Origin of the sequence: Gardnerella sp. 26-12, from assembly GCF_001660745.1 — a bacterium.
GTDB classification, from domain to species: Bacteria; Actinomycetota; Actinomycetes; order Actinomycetales; family Bifidobacteriaceae; genus Bifidobacterium; species Bifidobacterium swidsinskii.
The window spans coordinates 1-5,006 of record NZ_LWSR01000114.1 but is presented as its reverse complement, the minus strand read 5'-3'; the positions used below and the strand labels follow the sequence as shown (position 1 = coordinate 5,006).

Annotated in this window: 3 protein-coding genes and 1 pseudogene; all 4 read left to right on the top strand. The window is 41.3% G+C overall.

What is annotated here, in order from left to right; genetic code table 11:
- Positions 1–37: 37 nt before the first annotated feature.
- The 4 genes and pseudogenes from A5295_RS05505 (at position 38) to A5295_RS05490 (ending at position 4,996) form a co-directional block, all read left to right on the top strand.
- Positions 38–418 (top strand): annotated as a pseudogene (locus A5295_RS05505) (hypothetical protein).
- A gap of 191 nt (positions 419–609) precedes the next feature.
- On the top strand, positions 610–2,040 hold the full coding sequence (locus A5295_RS05500) for an HRDC domain-containing protein (protein WP_064622074.1): 1,431 nt from the start codon (positions 610–612) through the stop codon (positions 2,038–2,040).
- A gap of 53 nt (positions 2,041–2,093) precedes the next feature.
- The gene (gene tig / locus A5295_RS05495; RefSeq protein ID WP_012914242.1) at positions 2,094–3,443 is read left to right on the top strand and encodes a trigger factor; all 1,350 of its coding nucleotides are present in this window, start codon (positions 2,094–2,096) and stop codon (positions 3,441–3,443) included.
- A 257-nt stretch (positions 3,444–3,700) separates the two neighbouring features.
- Positions 3,701–4,996: a chloride channel protein gene (locus A5295_RS05490; RefSeq protein ID WP_231875303.1), complete on the top strand. Its 1,296-nt coding sequence runs from the start codon at positions 3,701–3,703 to the stop codon at positions 4,994–4,996.
- The last annotated feature ends 10 nt before the right edge of the window (positions 4,997–5,006 follow it).

Here is a 5,006-nt window from a genome sequence, read left to right as displayed (position 1 = left end):
ATTATACAAATACTCTTTTTTAGAGAAAGGATACGCAATGAAGCGCAGAATAGGTTGTTGGATTGCATTAGCTTTTACATTAGCGTTAGCTGTTTTTGTGCGGTGTAACGATTAGTTTGGTTTTGCTACAGCGCTTACTATTTTCGTTATTTTGCCAATAATTTTATTGCCAATAAACATTGTTGCATCTTTCGATAAGAAACTTCTTATTGAAGTGCCAATAATATCTATTGTTATAGCTGTTGTTACAGAACTTGTCACTTTTCCAATAGTCAACTTTTCGGATTTAGGTTTACATGCTGGCTACGTTGTTCCAACAGTTTTAGCTTCGGCAGTCGCATTTACTCTTACTAGATTCCTTAAAACTAGGCTTGTTAAGCGCATAAATGACGAAGTAGCAAACAATAAAACAGATTGATTATTTAATTGATTATTTAATTGATTATTTATTTTTGAATAGTCGTAGTTGTGTGCGAAAGTTGAAGCCGTGTTAAAGATGCATAATCTGTAACACGGCTTAAATATTTTTTACGGATATTTTGCAAAAAGTACAGAATAAGTTGCAAAAAGCGTAAGAATTTGGGTAAAGCATGCAATCGGGAGGCGTACTTGAACGAGGAACCAAAGCTTTTAAAAGAGCCTAGAGAAGGAGTTCCAGAAGTCATTGATACGCTTGAAGCATATAAAGATTATTGCAGCTTGTTGGCGGCAGGCTCCGGTCCTTTAGCTGCAGACGCTGAGCGAGCTTCCGGTTTTCGCTACAGTCATGAAGATTGGTTGATTCAGTTCAAACGTAAGGGTGCAGGAATTGGATTATTAGATCCTATAGAACTTACAAAACTTGGAGCTGATTGGAACGAATTTAACAAGGCAGTAGGGGATGTGCCTTGGATTATTCACGATTCGATGCAAGATTTGCCAGGATTTTTCAATATTGGTTTGCGCCCACTTGCATTATTTGATACCGAAATCGCAGCTAAATTACTTGGCAGAAAGCGCTTTGGTTTAAGCTCTGTAACTGAATATTATTTGGGTCTTACTCTTGCAAAAGAACATTCTGCAGCAGATTGGTCTTACCGCCCACTTCCTAGAGATTGGCGAAATTACGCAGCTTTAGATGTTGAATTACTTATTGAGCTAGAAGAAGTAATGCGCGTCGAACTTAAAAAGCAAGGTAAACTTTCTTGGGCGGAAGAAGAATTTAAACACTTACTTAGTAAGGGTGCACAAAAGAAAGCTCCGCATCCACGTCCATGGCTTAAAATATCGCATATTAGCGTACTTATGCACGATCGTGTTGGTTTAGTTATTGCGAAAGCATTGTGGCAAAAGCGAGATGCTTTAGCGCGTGAATATGATATTGCGCCAACTCTGCTACTTTCTGACGCTGCGATTATTGAAGCTGGTAAGCGTAAACCTAGTAATGCGCGTGCGTTTCGTGCTATTCGTTCTTTGAATGAGCGAGTGCGAATGCACACTGGCAGTGAGCAAGACAAAATGTTCGAGCGTTACGCTCCAATTCAGCGCAAAGTTAAACCATCTATTTGGAAAAACGTTATAGAGAATGCTATTTTGCGCGCAAAATCTGGTGAAACGGCTATGGATGATGTGCATCCAGTATTACCGAATGGAGCTATTCAACTTAATTCGCGCGAATCTCGTAAAACGAACGTACTTAAGTCAACAGATACTGACGAGTCGCAAGGTTCTAATGATTGTCAGGATTGCCATGATTTATCGGATTCGCAGTACTTGCAGGATATGCAAGATTCCCAAAGCGCTCCTAGATCTATGAAATATTGGCGAGAACATCACCCTAAGCGTTACGAGCGTTTACAAAGAGTAAAAGCTGAGTTAAATCAAATTTCTGAATACACTCATACTCCTGCAGAAATTATTATCAAACCACAGATTATTCGTAATCTTTGCTGGCATGATGATGCGCAAGATATTGATGTTAAAACATTCTTAAGTGAGCATGGTGCTCGCGAATGGCAAACCCGATTGGTAGCTGAGTCCGTAACTCGCGCTATCATGTAACGGTTGTGCCATACGGCAGAAGCTAGAAAAAACGTAATTTCAGGAGCGCAAGCGTGAAAATCAGCGTCAGGAATCTTGAGCCAACTAAAGTTAAGCTCACCATTACCGCAGATCTCGAAGACTTCAAGCCATTCTTGGAAGAAGCTCGTAAGGAGATTGCTAAGCAAATTAACGTGCCAGGTTTCCGTAAGGGACATGTGCCAGGCAAGATTGTAGATCAGCGCGTCGGTTTCGCAGCTGTTGCCGGCGAAGCCGTAAATTCCGCTGTACCAGAGCTTTATTCCAAGGCTTTGGAAGAAAAGAAGATTCGCCCAATGGATCAGCCAGAATTTGACGTTCAGGAAGTTCCAACGTCGACTGATGCAGATGCAAGTCTTAAGTTTGTAGCGACAGTTGAGCGTCGTCCAGATTTCAAGTTGAACAAGTTCAAGGGCGTTGAGATTGAAGTTGAGAAGCCAAAGGTTTCCGACAAGGATGTCAAGGAGCGCTTGGAAAGCCTCCGTCAGCGTTTTGCTACTTTGGTTGGTGTTGACCGTCCTGCAGCTAAGGGTGATTACACTAACATTGATTTGGAAGCTCGTATCGATGACGAAGTAGTTGATGCGCAAGAGGGCGTAAGCTACGAAATCGGTTCCGGTGTGTTGCTTGACGGTTTGGATGAGGCTTTGGATAGCCTTTCTGCCGGTGAAGAAACCACCTTTGAAGGTACTCTCGAGTCCGGCAAGCATAAGGGCGAGAAGGCTCAGATCAAGGTTAAGGTTAATTCCGTAAAGACTCAGGAATTGCCAGAGCTTGATGATGATTTTGCTCAGGAAGCTTCCGAGTTTGATACTTTGAAGGATTTGAAGGCAGATATTCGCAAGGCTTGCGAGCAGGCTGCTGAAGGTCGTCAGGCAACTAATGCCCGTGACGCATTCCTTGTTAAGCTTCAAGAAGAAGTTGAAATTCCTGTGCCAAAGGGCGTTTTGGACAAGGCTGTTTCAGAGCATTTGAAGGGCATGACCCCTGATCCTGAAAAAGCTACCAAGAAGCAGAAGGACGAAGCGCAGCAGGCTGCTGAGAAGGAACTTCGCGACCAAATGGTTCTTGACGCTTTAGCTGAACAGATGGATGTGACTGTTTCCCAGGCTGACGTCACCAACTTCTTGGTTTCTGTTGCTCAGCAGTACGGCATGGATCCAAACCAGTTCATTAACGCAATCGTTAACAACGGTCAGCTTGGTTCTGCTGTGCAGGAAGTTGCTCGCTCTAAGGGCTTGCTTGCTGGTATGCGTGCTGTAAAGTTCGTTTCTGGCGGAGAAGCTCTTGACTTGAGTGCATTCTTGTCTGAGGATGATGACGAAGACGAAAGCGTGAAGGCTGCTTCTGCTGCTGCAGAAGTTGCTGACGAACTTTCTAAGTAGTATTTTTCAAACAAGAAAAAGTTTATACTTTCTCATATTCGCTAAAAACCCAGGGCTTTTGCTCTGGGTTTTTGTGTTGTTGTTATACTTTAAAGAAAGTGAAAAACAAGTAAAATGAAAAACAAATAACATAAGGAAGGCTGCTGCTAATGGAAAAACGCAATTTGCAAATAGTAGGCAGTAAAAAACTTTGTAAGTGTTTGAGCTATGTTTTTACATGTTTACGATTAAGTCTTATTGCTTTTTTTGTTGCAGTTATGGCTGGGGTTGGTGCAATATTATTAACTCTGTTACTACATGCTGTGCAAAACGTAATGTTCGGATTTTCAGAATCTGCTCTTAAACCTTCGCCAGTTGGATTGCCAGTATTGCACTACGTTGCTGTTGTATTAATTGTCATATCTGTTGCTGCAATTATTTGGATGTGGTTATGGACAAAATCTTCTAATCGTATTGTCGATATAGCTCATGCTGTTCGTGGTCAATCAATGCCATGGCATACAACGATTATCCATGTATGTTTACAAATTTTTATAGTTGCTTCTGGCGCAAGTTTAGGTAGGGAAGTTGCGCCTCGAGAATTGGCTGCAATGCTTACTCAGAAGTTACTCTGCTTTATCCGAGTCAGTGAATTTCAAGCTCGCGTTTTGGTTGCAAGTGCTGCTGGTGCTGGTTTAGCTGGAGTTTATCGCGCTCCAATAGCGGGTGCGATTATGACGCTAGGTTTGGTTGCAATTCCACGTTTTTCTCATGACTCGAAATCTTCTTTAAAGCGTTTGAAATGGTATTGGTTTATACAAAAATTTAGTATTTTTGCTATTGCGTTATGTATAAGTGAAATTGCATCATTGACTACTATTTTTGTGCTTGGGTATGAGCCTTACTATTGTTTGTCAAGTCTTGATGACATCCATATTGTCAATACGACTGTGTTGCTGCTTGCAATTATAGTTGGCATTCCTTGTGGTATTGTTGGCACTCTTTTCCATAAGATGATTCGTTGGGCTCGCTCTAAGTGTGCTCGCAATTACCAAATTTTATATTTTTTGCCATTAATGGGCTTAGTAACAGGATTAGTTGCATCATGGAATCCAGCCATTATGGGCAATGGTCGAGCTTTAGCGCAATACGCATATAACATTGCAAAAACAAGTATTGCAATTGACAAAAACTCTTTGGTAACTTTGCTTCTACTGGTTGTTGTAAAAATAATTTTAACAAGTTGCACTCTTCGAGCTGGCGCAAGTGGTGGTGTGCTTCAGCCGAGTATGTCGTCTGGAGCTTGCGTAGGGCTGATTATAGGTTTTATAAGTATGAACATTCCAGTTGTTGGTGGCATGTTATCAAGTCAGCCCAAAATATTGGTAATAGCTGCTATTTTTGGTGCTGCAAGTCTGCTAACTGCAAGTCGAAAGTCATTGTGGTTTGCGCTTTTTTTGGTAGCACAATTAGTGAATTTGCCTATGATTATGATTATTCCAATGGTTGTTTCTTGTGCTGTATCTAGAAGCATAACGATGATACCAAAATTTTTAGCCGCAAATAATGTTTAAATTTTTTTAG